Source organism: Chromobacterium sp. IIBBL 290-4 (assembly GCF_024207115.1).
Taxonomy (GTDB): Bacteria; Pseudomonadota; Gammaproteobacteria; order Burkholderiales; family Chromobacteriaceae; genus Chromobacterium.
Genome location: NZ_CP100128.1, coordinates 25,467 through 40,954 on the forward strand (window position 1 = coordinate 25,467; position 15,488 = coordinate 40,954).

Annotated in this window: 14 protein-coding genes; 3 read left to right on the forward strand and 11 right to left on the reverse strand. The window is 62.3% G+C overall.

The genetic code is table 11. The features are described 5' to 3' along the window. Nucleotides 1–48 precede the first annotated feature (48 nt). Nucleotides 49–693, forward strand: a complete 645-nt coding sequence (locus NKT35_RS00110; protein WP_254297780.1) for a hypothetical protein — start codon at nt 49–51, stop codon at nt 691–693. Here the strand turns inward: NKT35_RS00110 and NKT35_RS00115 are convergent. Further along, nucleotides 672–1,463 carry an AraC family transcriptional regulator gene (locus NKT35_RS00115; RefSeq protein WP_254297781.1) on the reverse strand — a complete coding sequence of 264 codons (792 nt, stop codon included), beginning with the start codon at nt 1,461–1,463 and terminating at the stop codon, nt 672–674. The genes NKT35_RS00110 and NKT35_RS00115 overlap by 22 nt on opposite strands. A 97-nt stretch (nt 1,464–1,560) precedes the next feature. Here NKT35_RS00115 and NKT35_RS00120 point away from each other — a divergent pair, with 97 nt between their 5' ends. Beyond that, nucleotides 1,561–2,709 (forward strand): MFS transporter, encoded by a 1,149-nt coding sequence (locus NKT35_RS00120; RefSeq protein ID WP_254297782.1) that lies wholly within the window; start codon nt 1,561–1,563, stop codon nt 2,707–2,709. A gap of 200 nt (nt 2,710–2,909) precedes the next feature. After that, entirely contained in the window at nt 2,910–3,128 is a 219-nt protein-coding gene (locus tag NKT35_RS00125; protein ID WP_254297783.1) for a hypothetical protein, read from the forward strand. 53 nt (nt 3,129–3,181) lie between these two features. Here NKT35_RS00125 and NKT35_RS00130 read toward each other — a convergent pair whose 3' ends face one another. The 10 genes from NKT35_RS00130 to aruF form a co-directional block, all read right to left on the reverse strand. After that, entirely contained in the window at nt 3,182–3,946 is a 765-nt protein-coding gene (locus tag NKT35_RS00130; RefSeq protein WP_254297784.1) for a YdcF family protein, read from the reverse strand. A 466-nt stretch (nt 3,947–4,412) separates the two neighbouring features. Next, nucleotides 4,413–5,750 carry a GlnX family signal transduction membrane protein gene (locus NKT35_RS00135; protein WP_254297785.1) on the reverse strand — a complete coding sequence of 446 codons (1,338 nt, stop codon included), beginning with the start codon at nt 5,748–5,750 and terminating at the stop codon, nt 4,413–4,415. Between the two features lie 256 nt (nt 5,751–6,006). Further along, a complete protein-coding gene (locus NKT35_RS00140) occupies nt 6,007–6,717 on the reverse strand; it encodes an ABC transporter ATP-binding protein (protein ID WP_254297786.1) in 711 nt (236 codons plus the stop codon). Continuing rightward, nucleotides 6,714–7,484 carry an ABC transporter ATP-binding protein gene (locus NKT35_RS00145; RefSeq protein ID WP_254297787.1) on the reverse strand — a complete coding sequence of 257 codons (771 nt, stop codon included), beginning with the start codon at nt 7,482–7,484 and terminating at the stop codon, nt 6,714–6,716. The genes NKT35_RS00140 and NKT35_RS00145 overlap by 4 nt, the downstream gene beginning before the upstream one ends. Before the next feature lie 2 nt (nt 7,485–7,486). Then, nucleotides 7,487–8,578 (reverse strand): ABC transporter permease subunit, encoded by a 1,092-nt coding sequence (locus NKT35_RS00150; protein WP_254297788.1) that lies wholly within the window; start codon nt 8,576–8,578, stop codon nt 7,487–7,489. Nucleotides 8,579–8,595: 17 nt separating this feature from the next. Then, complete coding sequence (locus NKT35_RS00155) at nt 8,596–9,525, reverse strand: branched-chain amino acid ABC transporter permease (RefSeq protein WP_254297789.1); 930 nt, start codon at nt 9,523–9,525, stop codon at nt 8,596–8,598. A gap of 651 nt (nt 9,526–10,176) precedes the next feature. Next, a complete protein-coding gene (gene astB, locus NKT35_RS00160) occupies nt 10,177–11,523 on the reverse strand; it encodes an N-succinylarginine dihydrolase (RefSeq protein WP_254297790.1) in 1,347 nt (448 codons plus the stop codon). Nucleotides 11,524–11,843: 320 nt separating this feature from the next. Beyond that, nucleotides 11,844–13,304, reverse strand: coding sequence for a succinylglutamate-semialdehyde dehydrogenase (gene astD, locus NKT35_RS00165; protein WP_254297791.1), 1,461 nt, complete (start codon nt 13,302–13,304; stop codon nt 11,844–11,846). Further along, nucleotides 13,304–14,347: an arginine N-succinyltransferase gene (astA, locus tag NKT35_RS00170; protein ID WP_254297792.1), complete on the reverse strand. Its 1,044-nt coding sequence runs from the start codon at nt 14,345–14,347 to the stop codon at nt 13,304–13,306. Before astA ends, astD begins: the two co-directional genes overlap by 1 nt. A 12-nt stretch (nt 14,348–14,359) precedes the next feature. Further along, nucleotides 14,360–15,379, reverse strand: coding sequence for an arginine/ornithine succinyltransferase subunit alpha (gene aruF / locus NKT35_RS00175; protein WP_254297793.1), 1,020 nt, complete (start codon nt 15,377–15,379; stop codon nt 14,360–14,362). Between the last annotated feature and the right edge of the window lie 109 nt (nt 15,380–15,488).

Sequence of the window (15,488 nt, forward strand, 5' to 3'; positions counted from 1 at the left end):
CCCAACTGCGCGGCGCAAGCCGCGTGGTTTCTTTTGAATGGATGCGAAATGAAATATTGGATGGCGGCTCTGCTGCCGCTGTGGCTGAACCAAGCCTGGGCTGAGCTGCCCAGTCTGCAAGCCATCGTCCGCTATGAAACCGTCAGCCTCGGCGCGGACGGCACGGAGAAAACACTGCGCTACAGCGAAAAATGGCTGCGCCAAGGCAGCCATGTCTGGCGCGAACGGCTGAGCGTTCAGCAACACGGCGATCATGCCGACGACGACGGCCATCATCACTTGGACTTCGCTTCCGCGCCGCGCCATGTCTGGCTGGACGGCAATGGGCTGATGCGCGTGGAGTTTCTGAATCGCGAGCAGAAGCGCCGCATCGCCGTGGAAAAGCGGGAGTGGTCGGACATCGGCTTCGCCGCCTCCTGGCCGCAAGCCGCGCAATTGATCGATCTCTCGCAATTGAAGGGCTTCGCCGTGCGCCGCGAAAGCGCCGACATCACCCGCTACAGCAAGGCAGGCAAAACGCTGCGCTGGAGCGCGCGCTGGCGGATGCCGCTGTCGGTGGCCATCCGCTCAGCCGATGGCCGGCAAGTCGAAAAGATCAGCATCACGCCCTCAGTCCTGCCGGCGAATATGGCTTTGCCCTGGCGGCAAAGCGCTGGCTGGCAGAAGCAGGACTATCTCGACACGCTGGACTGAGCCCCCGCCGCGCGCCGGTATTGCGCCGGCGTCTGGCCGACATGGCGGCTGAAGAAGGCGATGAAGGCGCTGTCGCTGGAGAAATCCAGCGCTTGCGCCACCCGGCCAGGCTCCTCGCCGTCCGCCAATTGCTCCATCGCCTTCAGCAAACGCCATTGCTGGCGCCAAGCCTGGTACGACATGCCGGTGTCGCGCAGGAAAATCCGGCTGATCGTCCGCTCGCAAGCGCCCGTCCCGTCCGCCAGCTGGTTCAAACGCGGCGGAGCCTTGCCCTCTCCCAGCTCCGCCAGCCAATTCGCCAAGCGCCGGTCCCGAGGCATGGCCAATTGCCAACTCTCGCGCTTGGCGGCATTCAGCTCCTCGGCGAACACCTGAAGCAGCGCTTGCTGACGCGCGGCGGGAAAATCCCAAGGCCAGGCCGCCATGCGTTCGATCACCTCGCGCAGCAGCGGATTCACCTCCAGCACCTGCACGCTGGCTCCCATGCCGGCCAGCGGCGCCTCGAAGTAAAGCGAACGGTAAGCCACCTGGCCGCGCATCAGCGCGCGATGGCTGACGCCGCCGGGTATCCAGGCGGCGCGGCTGGGCGGCAACAGACAGCGCGCGCCCTCCAGCGCTATCGTCATGCAGCCGGAAGCCGCGAACAGCAGTTGATGCCGGCGATGCCGATGAAAGCCGGAATCATGCCGCCCCAACAGGGAGGCGATGCCTATCACCTCGCCAGGCAAGCCATCCGCGTCGAATGGCTGCGCCGCTTCTATCCAGGCCATTTGTCCGATTTTTGAATGATTGAGTCTTTCTTATTGTAACCAGACAAATCGGCGCGCTCTACACTGCCGTCTTTTCCCGCTATAGAAGTCACCCGCAATGAAACCCTCCCCCCCGCTTTGGCTGCTGATCGGCCTGATGATCTTCCCGCAATTGGTGGAGACGCTATATAGCCCCGCCCTGCCCGCCATCGCCGCCCGCTACGCGGTGAGCGAGGCGCAGGCGGCGCAGACGCTGTCCATCTATTTTTCCGCTTTCACCATCGGCGTGGCCTTATGGGGATGGCTGAGCGACCGCATCGGCCGTCGGCCCGCCATGCTGCTGGGGCTGGCCTGTTACGGATCCGGCGCCGCGCTGGCCTTGATCGCGCCGGACTTTCATTGGCTGCTGCTCGCTCGCGCCCTGGCCGCGTTCGGCGCGGCCGCGGGCTCCGTCGTGACGCAAACCATATTGCGCGACAGTTGCGACGCCTCCCGGCTCGCGCACGTCTTCGCGCTGATGGGCATGGCGCTGGCCATCAGTCCGGCGCTGGGTTTGCTCAGCGGCGGCGCGCTGCTTCTATCCGCCGGCCTGGATGGGGTGTTCATGGCCCTGGCCGGCCTGGCCCTGTTGCTGCTGGGACTGGCGTGGCGCTGGCTGCCCGAAACCCGCCCAGCCTCGCGCCAGGCCACTCCGCTGGGACCATTGGCGGCCCGCATGCTGCGGGATAGCCGCCTGTGGCGGGATGCCGCGCTGGTGGCCTTGTTCAATACCATGCTGTTCAGCTACTACAGCCTGGCGCCCTTCGTTTTCGACGCCATCGGCCTATCCAGCCAAGGCTATGGCCTATCCGGCATCGCCCTGGCCGCCGCCGCGCTGGCCGGCGCATGGGCCAATCGCCGCTTGCTGGCCAAGGGCCGGCAGCCTGCCGCGCTGATTCGCCAAGCCTGCGCGCTGGCCCTGCTTGGCTCCCTGGGCGTATGGGTCTGCGGCGGCTCGGCCTGGCTGCTCTTGCCCATGGCGGGCATCGTCATCGCCTACGGCATTGCCATTCCCAATGTGCTAAGCCTGGCTTTGCAGCGTTACCGGGAGGCGCTGGGCAGCGCCGGCGCCTTGTTCGGTCTAAGCTACTACCTGTTGCTGGCGCTGGGTCTTGCGCTAAGCGGTTTGAGCCAGAACCTGGCCTGTAGCTTGCTGTTCTGTTCGGCGCTGACATTGCCGCTCTGCACCGCTCCAGCCCCAAAACCGCTCAAGACGGAGGCTATATAAGCTAGATCCCACGCCAAGAAACACTCAAGAAAAACCGATATAAAACAATGCAATATCAAAGATGTGTAGAACTGTATCAAGCCTGACGATCATTAACTTCTATTTACTTGTGATATTGAGCATTCAATCACACAATGCGCCGTCTTCCGCTGCATGCCAGCGGGCTGATACCTAACCCCATCAAGAAAGAGAGCATTGCCATGAAAAAAATCCTGATCGCGCTGTGCGCCCTGGGCTTCGCTTCCACCGCCTTCGCCGCTGGCGACCGCCCGTGCAAGGAAGACATGCAGAAGCTGTGCGCCGGCAAGAAAGGCCGCGAAGAGATCAAAGCCTGCCTGATCGAAAACAAGGACAAGATTTCGCCCGCTTGCAAGGCCAAGATCGAAGAAAAGGCCGCCGAAAAGAAGGCGCAGCAATAAAAGAATAAGCCCGGCACACGCCGGGCTGGTCCTTTTAACTCACGGGCAGAGAGTCAAACTTTGTCCGTCGCGCGGTAAAACAGCAGGCCGACATACTCCCGCAGCAGGTCATAACAATCGCTCAGCGCCGCGCCGCTGGGCAGCCATTGATACCACCCCGGCCCCTCGTAACGGACAAGACTCATCGGCGCAGGCAGCACCTGCAGTCCAGTCCGTTCAAAAAAAGGAACCGCTCGCGCCAAATGCCAGCCATGGCTGAGCAGAGCGATGCGCCTGACGCCATCGCCCTTCAGGATATCCGCTGAAAACAGCGCGTTTTCCAAGGTGGTATTGGAGCGATCCTCCACCCAGCGGGCGCGCACGCCGAAGTCGCGCTGCAGCGCCCTCGCCATGACTTTGCCCTCGGCCTCGCCGCCCAAGGGCGCGCCCCCTGTCACCAACAAAGGCTTATGGCTGGCTTTGGCGAGATAAGCGCCATATCGCAAGCGCGCCAGCGTCATTCCATTCGGCTCCATATCGCCATATTCCGCCGCGGGACGCTTGCCGCCGCTCAACACCACGATGGCGTCAACGCCTGCCAGATCCCGCGCTTGAATCACAGGGTATGGCTCCAGCCCTTGCGCCAGCCACATCGCCATCTGCGGCGTGGACAGCAAATAACTCAAAACCAAGCCGCATGCGATGAGCGCGCGGCCAAGGCGACGCCAACGCTGAATGACCATCGCGCCGGCGACGATAGGCAATAGATTGATCAGCGGCGGCAACAGCAGCGCGCCCGCCACTCTATGCACTGCCACCATCACGCTCCAGTCAGCCATCCATGCACCCTTCCTTATTGCCAATGCGGATGGCCAGCATAGCGGAAAACCCAAAACAGCGTCTCGTCCGCGCAAACATGGCCCGCTTCCGGCGAATAGCGCCGAACTCATGAAAAGACAGGCATCGGTGCGCAGCTTGCCTGGGAGTTTGAATCTCCCAGCGACTCAAGATCCTGTTGGCCAGGGACATAAAGGGGACAATCGACCTCGCGATGGGAAGGCCAGAGCCATGTGGTCTATCAGGCCGGAAACCTCGCGCGGGCAGTCGAAACCGCCGCCAATAACGATACGGTTTGATGTGGATGGAGATGACGATGCCGGAAAGGGATGAATTGGCAGCCACTCGGCAAATACATGAACTATCGAAGGAACCGCCAGATGATCCACCGCAGGGCACGGCATGTCAGGCGCTTCCGCTCCCCTGACAGTTAGGCTGGACCCCGTCCGACAAACGGGGAATCCCCCCTCACTCGCGCAACTCGGTGAGCTTGGGCTGCAAACCCAGCCCCATGCCGACAAAGGCAGCGACAAGCACGGCGAGCAGCATTTTCCATAAGCGGGCCACATCCGCTTCGGCATTGCGGATCGCGCGCTCGAAAACCTGTTGCTTGTCGTTTTGCACCGTTTGAAGCGCGGCGATGGTTTTGGCGTAAGCGCCATCAGTCTGGCCCGGGCCGTTCCCCAGGCTCAGCGCCGCGGCCTGTGCCGTCCGTCCTTCGCGCGCCAGAGCAAAGACTTGCTCATTGAGCGCAAGATAGCGCCGCCACTCAAGCTGCACATCGGCCATTGGGCGCGAAATGGCTCTGTCGCGCATCATCGGCCCCAGCAATCCTTCGCCGCGGAATTGCGTGGATGAGGACTGGGCGTCCTGCTTGGCGTAAATCCTCGCCGCGGCATCGCGATACAGCGTCTCTTGCTCCGCCCTGTCGTCGCTTGAGGAGGCCAACAAATACGCGCTGACGTGACTGTTCGCAATCGAAGTCCACGCCAGGGCGCTGGACAGCGCGTACACCGAGCCGAATGCGTCTTCCTTGGCCGTCCTCATATCATTGCCGATGTCCGAGCAATCGAAAATGAAGCCCAGCCCCGACACCGCCAAAGCCGCCATGCCCATCAGCAACATGGGGCTGAGCATGCGGCGGAAGCGGCTTGCCATGAAAATCTGCGTTTCCATCATCAGCATCAGTTGCAGGACCACGGCCGCGATGAAAGCATATTTGGCATACCACGCATACATCAGATCTTCATGATAAGACTGTCTCAAATACTTGAGATTGGTCATTTCCACCGCTTGCGCTTGCGGCAAAATGTTTTCCCGCATCAGCTTGTCAGCCTGCATCAGCAAGCGTCGATCGCCATTTTGCGCCAGCGCCATGCCAACCAGGCGCTGGTATTCCGCCAACTCGGTGATGGTCTGCCGGATCGGCTCGCGCTCATCCTCCCCATAGGTGATGTTTTCGGCGACAAAGACCAGATGCTGGCTGACGCGGGCAATGGCCTGATGAAATGAGCCGACATTCGGCTGGCCCGCGGCATCCGGATGCAGGAAGGCATCGATGACCTGGGTATGGGCATCCGCCAATGTCGCGCGAATGTTTTGCGCGGCGACGATGGACGGCGCGGTGTCGCGCCCGATGATTTGCACCGCCTCGCGGCTGATGTTCCAGGCCGCGCCCCCGGACAAGCAGATCAGCAGGCCCAAGACCAACGCCAGGCGGCGCCGGAGCCGCAATTGAAAAGGCACCAGATGTCGCGTCGCGAACAGCACCGACTGCGCGATGGATACGACTCGCTGGGTGGGCAAACAATTCTCCTCGAAATTCGACAACGCAAGGCCAAGCGCATGGTTGAACAGACGCTCTCGCGCATTACCCTTCCATTAACGGCCCAGACGGCATTTGGTGGACCGCCAAGGCAAAATTGCCCAGCAGACCTCCGAGCCGGCAAGAACATCGACCTGGACCAATATTAAATAATATGACATTATCATTTAAACTGAGCAAGCAAAAACCCCCTGCCGATTCTCATCGACAGGGGGCTGGCTCGCTCGCCAAACCCGCTTATTCGCCCAGATAGGCGTTGCGCACGCGCGGGTCGTCCAGCAATTCCCTGGCGTTGCCGCTCATGGTGATTCGGCCGCTTTCCATCACGTAGCCGCGCTGCGACACCTCCAGCGCCAGCTTGGCGTTCTGCTCCACCAGCAGCATGGTCACGCCCTGCTTGGAAATCATCTGGATGATCTCGAAGATCTTCTCGACGATGATGGGCGCGAGGCCCATGGACGGCTCATCCAACAGCAGCAGCTTGGGCTTGGACAACATCGCCCGCCCCATCGCCACCATTTGCTGCTCGCCGCCGGACAGGGTGCCGGCCAGCTGCAGGCGGCGCTCCTTCAGGCGTGGGAACAACTCGTAAACGTGTTCGATCTCGCCCTGGATCGCGTCCTTGTCGTCGCGATAGTAAGCGCCCATCTGCAGGTTTTCCTCCACCGTCAGCTTGGCGAACACGCCGCGGCCTTCCGGCACCATGGCCAGGCCATGGCGGACAAAGTTGTAGGACGGAATCGACGCCACATCCTTGCCGTCATACGTAATGCTGCCGCCGGATTTCCTCACCATGCCCACCAGCGTTTTCAGCGTGGTGGTCTTGCCGGCGCCGTTGGCGCCGATCAGCGTCACCAGTTCGCCCTGCTCGATATGGAAATCGATCCCCTTGACCGCCTGAATGCCGCCATAGGCCACTTGCAGGTTTTTCACTTCCAGAATGCTCATGCGTGGGCCGCTCCCAGGTAGGCTTCGATCACTTTCGGATTGCGGCGCACTTCTTCCGGCACGCCTTCGGCGATCTTCTTGCCGTAATCCAGCACCGCGATGCGGTCGCACAGACCCATCATCAGCTTGACGTCGTGCTCGATCAGCAGCACCGTCACGCCGCCGGCGCGCACCTTGCTCATCAATGCCTTCAGCTCTTCGGTTTCTTTAGGGTTCATGCCGGCCGCCGGCTCGTCCAGCGCCAGCAGCTTGGGCTCGGTGGCCAATGCGCGGGCGATTTCCAGGCGGCGCTGATGGCCGTAGGACAGGTTGCGGGCGCGCTCATGCGCCACATCGGCGATGCCGACATACTCCAGCAGCTCCCAGGCCTTGGCCTCGATGGCGCGCTCTTCGTCCATCGTGCCCTTGTCGCGCAGCACCGCGCCCAGGGCGCCTGCCTTCGAGCGGATGTGGCGGCCCACCATCACGTTTTCCAGCGCCGTCATCTCGGCAAACAGGCGGATGTTCTGGAAAGTGCGGGCGATGCCGGCCGCCACCACGATGTGCGGCTTCTTCTGGAACAGATCATGGCCGTCAAACGCGAACTTGCCCTCATCCGGCACATACAGGCCGGTCAAGACGTTGAACAAGGTGGTCTTGCCCGCGCCGTTCGGCCCGATCAGACCGTATATTTCGCCCTGGTTTATGGTCAGGCTCACATCGCTCAGCGCATGCAGGCCGCCGAAGCGCTTATGGATGCCTTCGATTTTCAGCAATACTTCAGCCATGATTAACCTTTCTGCGCAGCCGCTTCTTCTTTGGCGTGCTGGAATTCAGCCTTGCGGCGCTTGGACGGCCACATCCCTTCCGGGCGGACCAGCATCATCACCACCATGGCCAGGCCGAACAGCAGCATGCGGGCGTTTTCCGGGTCGACCAGCATGCGGCCGAAGGCTTTCATCTGCAGCGGGCCGATCACGTCGCGCAGGATTTCCGGGGCGATGGTCAGCACCACCGCGCCCAGGATCACGCCGGGGATATGCCCCATGCCGCCCAGCACGATCATGGCCAGGATCATGATGGACTCGATCAGGCTGAACGACTCCGGCGATACAAAGCCCTGGAAGGAGGCGAACAGGCCGCCGGCCACGCCGCCGGACAGCGCGCCCAGCGCGAAGGCCAGCAACTTGATGTTGCGGATATTGATGCCCATGGCCGCGGCGGCGATGTCGTCCTCGCGCAAAGCCACCCAAGCGCGGCCGATGCGGGAGTGCTGCAAACGCCAGGCCATGATCACCACGCCTATGGTCAGCGCCAGGAACATGTAGTAGTACAGGTACACGCTGTGGAAGCTCAGGCCGAACAGCTCGATGCTGCGGCCCAGCGTAGCGCCGCCGATATGGATGGGATCGATCAGGTTGATGCCCTGCGGCCCGTTGGTGATGTTGATCGGCTGGTTCAGGTTGTTCATGAAGATGCGCACGATCTCGCCGAAACCCAGGGTCACGATGGCCAGATAGTCGCCCTTCAGCTTCAGCACCGGGGTGCCGAGCAGCACGCCCCCCAGCGAAGCCATCGCCGCGCCCAGCGGGATGGTGAAGAAGAACAGCCAGTGGATGTCGAAATGCGGCGAGCTCAGCAGCGCGTAGGCATAGGCGCCGATCGCGTAGAAAGCGATGAAGCCCAAGTCCAGCAAGCCGGCGAAGCCCACCACGATGTTCAGACCCAGCGCCAGCATCACATACAGCAAGGCGAAGTCGATGATGCGCACCCAGGAGTTGCCCAGCGCGCCGCCCACGATGAAGGGCAGCACCAGCAGCGCGATGGCGCTAAGGGCGAACAGACCCATCTTCTTATTGGTGTCCAGAGTATTCAGATTCATGTTTCCCCTCCTCCGGATCAGGCGCGATCGGCCATCTTTTCGCCCAGCAGGCCGGACGGACGGAAGATCAGCACGGCGATCAGCACCATGAAGGCGATGATGTCCTGGTAGTTGGAGCCCAGGAAGCCGCCGGTCAGCGAACCGATATAGCCAGCGCCCAGGCTTTCAATGATGCCGAGCAGAATGCCGCCCGCCACCGCGCCGCCCAGGTTGCCGATGCCGCCCAGCACCGCTGCGGTAAAGGCTTTCAGGCCGATCATGAAGCCCATGTAGTAGTGGGCCTGCTCGTAGTTGGTGGCCACCATCACGCCGGCCACCGCGCCGAGGGCGGAGCCGATGACGAAGGTGGTGGAGATGATGGTGTTGACATTGACGCCCATCAGGCCGGCCACGGCCGGATTCTGGCTGGTGGCGCGCATGGCGCGGCCCAACTTGGTCTTTTCCACCATCAGCAGCAAGCCGCCCATGATGGCCAGACAGAGCACGATGATCACGATCTGCAGCTTGGTGATGCTGGCGCCGAAGATGTTTACCACGTCATGATCCAGGATCTGCGGGAAGGGAATGTAATTGCGGCCCCAGATCAGGATGGCGACCTGTTGCAGCACGATGGAAACGCCGATGGCGGTGATCAGCGGCGCGAGACGCTGCTTGCCGCGCAAGGGCCGGTAGGCGATGCGCTCGATGGTGAAGCCGAGCAGCATGCAGGCGGGAATGGCCACCAACAGACCGATCAGCACCAGCGCCGGTCCCGGCAGATTGATGCCTGCGTTCATCAAAGTGGTAATGACGGTGATGGTGATCATGGCGCCGAACATGACCACTTCGCCGTGGGCGAAGTTGATCAGGCCCATGATGCCGTACACCATGGTGTAACCCAGCGCGATCAGCGCGTAGATGCTGCCCAGCACCAGGCCGTTCAGGATTTGCTGCAGAAAAATGTCCACGTTTGGAGATCTCCTCTGATTTGTCGACCGGCGGCTTGCGGGATGGATCCTCTTATGAATGCCGCCTGTTTTGTCCCCCTGCGGCGAGCCTTTATCTTGGCTTCTGTCCGACAGGCGAACCGATTATCACCATGTATCCAATCGACTGTCAATTGCGTCTAATCCAGAAAACGCCGCCTCTGAAAAACCAAGAAAAAACAAATCAACCATTTGTTTTTTAAAGAAAAAAGCACAGGAACGCCATAGGGAATTTTTCCATGGAAAGCGATTGCCAAAACTCTTTACCGTCAAAGTTCGGTTTTACATTTCAGTCATATTTGGCATGCGTTTTATTCAATTCCGAACATAGAAAACCTCATTCCTCGGCCATTTTCGAACAGACGTCCATGAGTATCGTTCAATTGCATACAATCTACGGTACACACATCCACCCTGCCGAGCAGTCAACTGAGGAAAAAATAAAAAAATGCTGCCGATTGTTGCGCTCGCCTTCCCCCATCCCAAGCAGGCTGCCAAACTCATGCAATATCCATGCCGGTTTTCAACATAGCCCGCATTTAGAATGAGCAGGCGCCAATTTGTTAACAGCCGCTAAAGCGCAGATAAAAAAAACCGCCCCAGGCCTGGGGCGGTTTTGCGCAGCTGCTTCGATCAAACCAGCTGGAAGGGATAGACGCTGCCCAGGCTCAAAATTTGGGTCAACTCGTCCAAGGCCGCGCGGCACTCGGACAAGAGCTGCGGATCGGCCAGATCCGCCGGCGCCAGCCTATCGCGATAATGTTTATCCACCCAGGCGTTCAGCTCAGCAAACAAACCGTCGCTCAGCAATACGCGGGAGTTGACCGCGCCCAGCTCCGCCTCATTCAACGCCACCCGCAAGCGCAGGCAAGCCGGACCGCCGCCATTCTGCATGCTTTGCTTCAGATCGAAGACCTTCACCTCATCTATCGGCCCGCCACCTGCGGCCAACTTCTGCAAGTAGCCCCATACCCGCTCGTTATGGCGGCACTCCTCAGGAACCACGATCAACATCTTGCCGCCCGGCTTGGACAACAGCTGGCTATTGAATAGATAAGTCTTGACCGCCTCCTCCACCGTCACCTCGGCGCGCGGCACCTCGATGGGCGCGAAGCGGCCGCCGCGAGCTTCCAGCTTGCGGGCCAGCTCGTCCAGCACCGCCGCCTGATTGAGAAAGGCTTGCTGGTGGTGGAACAGCACCTCGCCATTGCCGACCGAGATCACATCGTTGTGGAACACGCCGGCGTCTATGGTGCCCGGATCCTGCTGCGCGTAGACCACGCCGGCTTCGGACAGGCCGTGCAGCCTGGCTACGGCCTGGCTGGCCTCCAGCGTCTGCCGCGCCGGAAACTTGGCCGGCCGCGGATAACGCATGTCGAAAGCCGCCGCGCCGAAGACGAAGAACTCCACGCCCGGCTGGCCGTAACCGGCGCAAAAGCGGGTATGGTTGGCCGCGCCCTCGTCGCCGAAATGCATCTGCGCCGGCAAGGCCTCGTGCACGGCGAAGCGCGATTCGTCGGCGAACATCGCCCGCAGCACGCGGCGCGTGGTGGGGTGTTCGATCGAGCGATGGAATTTGTTGTTCAGATTGGCCGGCGTGAAATGCACGCGGCCATCGGCGGTGTCGGACGAGGGGCTGACCGTAGCCGCATTGGCCGTCCACATGCTGGATGCCGATGTAGCCGCCGCCAGGATGGTCGGCGCTTCCTTGGCCGCTCGGGCGATCACCTCGGCATCGCTGCCGCTGAAGCCCAGCTTGCGCAGACTGGCCACATCCGGCCGTTCTTGCGGCGCCAGCACGCCCTGCTTGAAGCCCAGATCATGCAGGGCCTTCATCTTTTGCAGGCCCTGCTTGGCCGCCAGCTTGGGATTCGATGCCGCGCTGACATTGTTGGTGGAGGCCACATTGCCGAAAGACAAGCCGCTGTAATTGTGGGTCGGGCCGACCAGACCGTCGAAATTCACTTCATAGGCGTTCATTTGGAGAATGCTCCCTTGCCTCGATCCATCTGAATGGCGGAGCGGCCAGCAGGCCGCTTTTCGCCATCTCACTCTTTTGCGTTGACTGCACGCCCCTCTCCCCGGCTCCTCCCCCGCGAGGAGTGAGAGGAGAAAATCACTCGCTGCCCACATGGACTGCGCGGAGTGCGCCGGCTTCGCTTTCAGCCTTTCGCCCTCCTCCTGATATAAAGAGAAGGGAAAACCGTTCGACCTCCGCGTTGCGGTGCGGATAAACCTGCGCGATGCTCGGCATTCAACCCCTCGCCCCTCCCGAGAGAGAGGCTGGGGAGGGGGCTTTCTTAAAACAAGATTCCAGGTGACAGCTGCGCGGGCAGCGCCAAGCTGTCGCACTCCAAGGATGCCACCGGATAAGCGCAGTAGTCCGCCGCGTAGTAAGCGCTGGGGCGGTGATTGCCGGAGGCGCCGATGCCGCCGAACGGCGCGGCGCTGGAGGCGCCGGTCAGGGGCTTGTTCCAGTTGACCACCCCGGCGCGGCTTTCCAGCCAGTAGCGGTCGTACAGGTCTCGGCTATCGGATAGCACGCCGCCGGCCAGGCCAAAGCGGGTATCGTTGGCGATGGCGATGGCTTCGTCGAAATCGGCGTAGCGGATCACCTGCAGCAAGGGGCCGAAGAACTCCTCGTCCGGACGGACCACGGCGGTGGTGTCGATGATGCCCGGCGTCAGCATGGCCGCGCCCTCTTCCAGCCGGCGCATCTCCAGCAGCGGCTTGCCGCCGGCAGCGATCAACGCGGCCTGCGCCTTGAGCAGCGCGTCGGCGGCGGCGTTGGAGATCACCGCGCCCAAGAACGGCGCCGGCTCGGCGTCGAACTTGCCGACGCGCAGCTTGCCGGCCACCTCCGCCAGGCGGGCGACGAAGGCATCGCCCCATTCTCCCTGCGGAACGAGCAAACGGCGCGCGCAGGTGCAGCGCTGGCCTGCCGAAACAAAGGCGGACTGAATGACATGGTGGACCGCGCCGTCCACGTCGGCCACCGGGCCTACGATCAGCGGATTGTTGCCGCCCATTTCCAGCGCCAGGATTTTGTCAGGGCGGCCGGAGAACTGCTTGTGCAGCAGCGCGCCGGTGGCGGAACTGCCGGTGAAGAACAGTCCGTCGATACCCTCATGGCCGGCCAGGGCCACGCCGGTGTCCTTGGCGCCTTGCGCCAGGCCGATCACGCCGGCCGGCAAGCCGGCTTCCGCCCACAGCTTGACGGTTTCCTCGGCGGTCCACGGCGTCAGCTCGGACGGTTTGAAGATCACCGCGTTGCCGGCCAACAGCGCCGGCACGATGTGGCCGTTGGGCAGGTGGCCGGGGAAGTTGTACGGGCCGAACACCGCCACCACGCCGTGAGGCTTGTGGCGCAGCACCGCCTGAGCGTCGCCCATCGCCGCGGCGCGCTCGCCGGTGCGCTCGGCCAGCGCCTTCAGCGAAATATCAATCTTGCCGACCATGGTCGTGACTTCCGTCGTCGCCTCCCACAACGGTTTGCCGGTTTCCTGAGCGATCACCTTGGCCAAGTCGGCCTTGCGCTCGGTCAGCAATTCGCCGAAACGGCGCACCACTTTGGCGCGTTCGTCCAGGCTCTTGCGCGCCCAGGCCGGAAAAGCCGCGCGGGCAGCCCGCACGGCGGCCTCCACTTGCTCGCCGCTGGCGGCTCGGCCGCTCCACAATGGCGCATTGTCGGCCGGGTTGGTCTTGGCCAGGCTCTCGCCTTCGCCAGCCAGCCACGTTCCATTGATGAACAAAGTCGTCATTACACAGCCTCCTTCGGCGTCAACGCCACGCAGCGAACATGGTCGCCGTCTTTGATTTCCAGCGCGCGAGCCAGCTCCGGTGTGAGCAGGAACTCGCCTTGCGGCGCGGCTGACTCGGCCAGCACGGCGCGGTAGCCGCGCAGGGAATCGTTGCAGACCAGATGCCATTCCTTGTCGCCCACCGGCAGCGGATCGACGATGCGGGCCGGCAGGCGCTGGCTTTCTTTCACAGCGCGGATATCGCCGGTATACGCTTGCACGGTCGGACCGGCGTCGAAGATGTCGACATAGCCCTCATAACGGAATCCTTCCGACTCCAGCATCGCCACCGCCGGACGGGTGGCTTCGTGAGTCAGGCCGATCACCGCTTGCGCCTCCGGTGCCAGGAAATCGACATACACCGGATGCTTGGGCATCAGCTCGGCGACGAAGGCCTTCTGGCCGATGCCGGTCAGGTAGTCGGCCTCGGCGAAATCGATGGAGAAGAAATGGCGGCCCAGCGCCTCCCAGAACGGCGAGCGGCCGGCCTCGTCGGACACGCCGCGCATCTCCGCCACCACCATCTTGCCGAACAACTGCGGGAATTGCGCCAGGAACAGGAAACGGCTCTTGGACAGCAGGCCGCCGTTGCGATTGACGCGGTAATCCGGGTGCAGGTACAGCGTGCACAGCTCGGAATAGCCAGTATGGTCGTTGGACAGGAACAGCGTCTCGTGGCGGCTGTAGACACCCAACTCTTCCGAAGCGTGGACGATGGTGCCGATGCGGTAGTTGTACCAGGGCTCCTTCAGGCCGACGGCGGCTTCCACCGCGCAGATGCCGGCCACCTTGCCGGTGTCGCCATCCTCCAGCACGAAGACATAGCCGTGGTCGGCGCGGTCCAGCTCTCCGGCGAACGACAACACCGAACGGGCGATGCGTTTCTGCAGCCGGTCTTCATTGATAGGCAGCGAGGTCAGGCCCACGCCGCCGCTGGCCGCGCTCTTGGCGAGCTCCATCAGGCCGGGCAAATCCTTGTGATCGACAGGTCGAATGAACATCATGGCCGTTTCTCCTTACGCCTGCTGCAAGCCGGCGACGCGGATCATCTCGCCGCTCGCCACGCCCAAGGCCTTGGCGGCATCGGGATTGATGAAGGCCACGCCGTCCACCACCGCCACCTTGGCGGCCACGGCGGCGAAACCGGCCAATTGCTGATTGCCCAGCAGCTGCAAGCTGGCCTGCCCCGGCAGGCTGGCCTGGATTTCCACCGGATAGACGCGGCTGTGCTCTATCGTTTTCAGCCGGTCCAGTTCGGCGGTCAGCACCGCGCCGCCGTCGAAAATATCCAGGTAGTTGTCCGCCTCGAAGCCCTCATTGCACAAGAGCTGGCAGACGCGCTCGAAGTGCGGATGGATCTGGCCTATGGCCTGCTGCGCCTCATCCGGCAACAGCGGCACATAGATCGGATAGCTGGGCATCAGCTCGGCGATGAAGGTTTTGCTGTGGCTGACGAAAGCCTGCTCCACCTGCAGAAAATCCAGATTGAAGAAGCGGCGGCCGATGGCGTTCCAGAACGGCGACTGGCCGGCGTCGTCATGCACGCCCTGCATCTCGGCGATGATGCGGCGGCCGAAGCGTTCGCGTTCGCCGGCGATGAACAGCAGGCGGGCGCGGGACATCAGCTCGGCGGCGATCGCCTCCAGGCCGCTTTCCACATAGAAGCCGCACAGCTGCACCGTGCCGGTCAGGTCATGGCAGATGTTCAGCACATGGATGCGGTTGTTCACCTTGAGCGCGCGCGAGGCGTGAACGGCGGTCTCGCTGCGATAGCTGTAGAACGGCTCGTCGAAACCGGCCGAGGCGCAGATGGAGGCAGTGCCGACCACGTTGCCGCCTTGCTCCAGCACGAACATATAGTAGTCGCGGCTGGATTCGCCGCTGGCTTCGTGTTCGAAAGCGCTGATCGATTGCTGAATGCGCTCGAACAGTTTTTCGCGATTGCTCGGCAAGCTGGTGACGCCGATGCCGCTGGCCTGGGCCAGCCTCTCGATCGCCGGCAGGTCCGAGGTGCGGACGGGACGCACGGTAAACATGGGACTTCCTCCCTGAGTTTGAAGACAGCCGCGCGGATTTTAGGCGCAGCCGTAACCGCGACCCAGCCGGAGCGGGGTCGTGGCGGTGCAATATCGGGGTCTAGCGGGC